Consider the following 1,499-nt stretch of genomic DNA (forward strand, 5'->3'; position numbering starts at 1 on the left):
GGTTTCATCCATCTTCCCACTTATATAACTACCATATTTTCTAAAACTATTGCTAAAGACTATCTCTAATTCTTTAGCATATTTGATAACCCAACGATTGATTGTGCTATGGTCTACTTTAACTCCTCGCTCTTTCATTAGTTCTTCTACATGTCTATAACTCAATGGATATGATAAATACCATCTGATTGCTTGAAGTATCAATAATTTGGTAAAGTGTCTACCTGTGAAATCTATCATTTGTATTTTGAAATAAAATCTGTGATAAAATTATACTATAAATTCATGCTACTAGCAGTTTGCGACAGAACCCAAAATATGATACTGGGCGGTAATAGCTGGTTTACCCTGTGGTAAGAAACAATGCCGGTTGTAATAGAACCTAATATATGATATAAATATATATGAAACTAACCGTTTAACTTATTTACTTTGCTGTTAGATACTAATATCAAGTATGGGATTATAAAATGAATTATACAGAAATTTATGAAAAAAATGGATTATCTTATTTTAAAGATAGAAAATTCGAAGCAACAGATATTAAAGATTTAGGATCCTATTCAATACCAAGAGATGTAAATAAATTAATCTTTAAAGAGTTTAATAAAGGCTATAAAATTGATTGGCATAATCCCTCTTGTAAACAGTATATTATTTATCTCTCTGGTGAGCTTGAAGTTGAAGTGAGTGGAGGTGAAAAAAAATTTTTTAAACAAGGGGATGTTTTATTATTAAATGATGAGTCTGGCAAGGGTCATACTACTAGAGTAATTGAAACAGGAAGGGCTTTTGTCATAACGGTGAATTAAAGCTACAATCGCAACTCTAGCTGTACGTGCTCGTAAACATAAACGCCATGCTCATTTGCAAAAGTGATTTTTGTGCTCACTAATATTGCAAATAAGGATTATCTCGTACCCACTTTATTTGCAAATAAAATCTACATATTTGTTCTCATGTTAAACAGGAATAAGAAGGAATTTTTTATATTTTCATATAAATGATCGGCTTTGTTTCTTAACCCCTTAAGGTCTTCTAGTTGGTGTATTTTAGGCAGTTCTATGGGTTCTGTCGCAAACTGCTAGTAGCATGAATTTATAGTATAATTTTATCACAGATTTTATTTCAAAATACAAATGATAGATTTCACAGGTAGACACTTTACCAAATTATTGATACTTCAAGCAATCAGATGGTATTTATCAGGTTCTGTCGCAAACTGCTAGTAGCATGAATTTATAGTATAATTTTATCACAGATTTTATTTCAAAATACAAATGATAGATTTCACAGGTAGACACTTTACCAAATTATTGATACTTCAAGCAATCAGATGGTATTTATCATATCCATTGAGTTATAGACATGTAGAAGAACTAATGAAAGAGCGAGGAGTTAAAGTAGACCATAGCACAATCAATCGTTGGGTTATCAAATATGCTAAAGAATTAGAGATAGTCTTTAGCAATAGTTTTAGAAAATATGGTAGTTATATA

The 1,499-nt window shown here is 30.4% G+C and carries 1 protein-coding gene and 2 pseudogenes; 2 read left to right on the forward strand and 1 reads right to left on the reverse strand.

From position 1 onward, the window contains the following. Positions 1-240, reverse strand: a pseudogene (locus F3D62_RS12455) (IS6 family transposase); the annotation flags it as partial. A gap of 230 nt (positions 241-470) precedes the next feature. Between F3D62_RS12455 and F3D62_RS12460 the strand changes: the two are divergent. Further along, the gene (locus F3D62_RS12460; RefSeq protein ID WP_150468567.1) at positions 471-812 is read left to right on the forward strand and encodes a cupin domain-containing protein; all 342 of its coding nucleotides are present in this window, start codon (positions 471-473) and stop codon (positions 810-812) included. Between the two features lie 468 nt (positions 813-1,280). Continuing rightward, positions 1,281-1,499, forward strand: a pseudogene (locus F3D62_RS12465) (IS6 family transposase); the annotation flags it as partial.

The sequence above is a fragment of the Francisella sp. SYW-9 genome (assembly GCF_008711465.1).
Classification (GTDB): domain Bacteria; phylum Pseudomonadota; class Gammaproteobacteria; order Francisellales; family Francisellaceae; genus Francisella.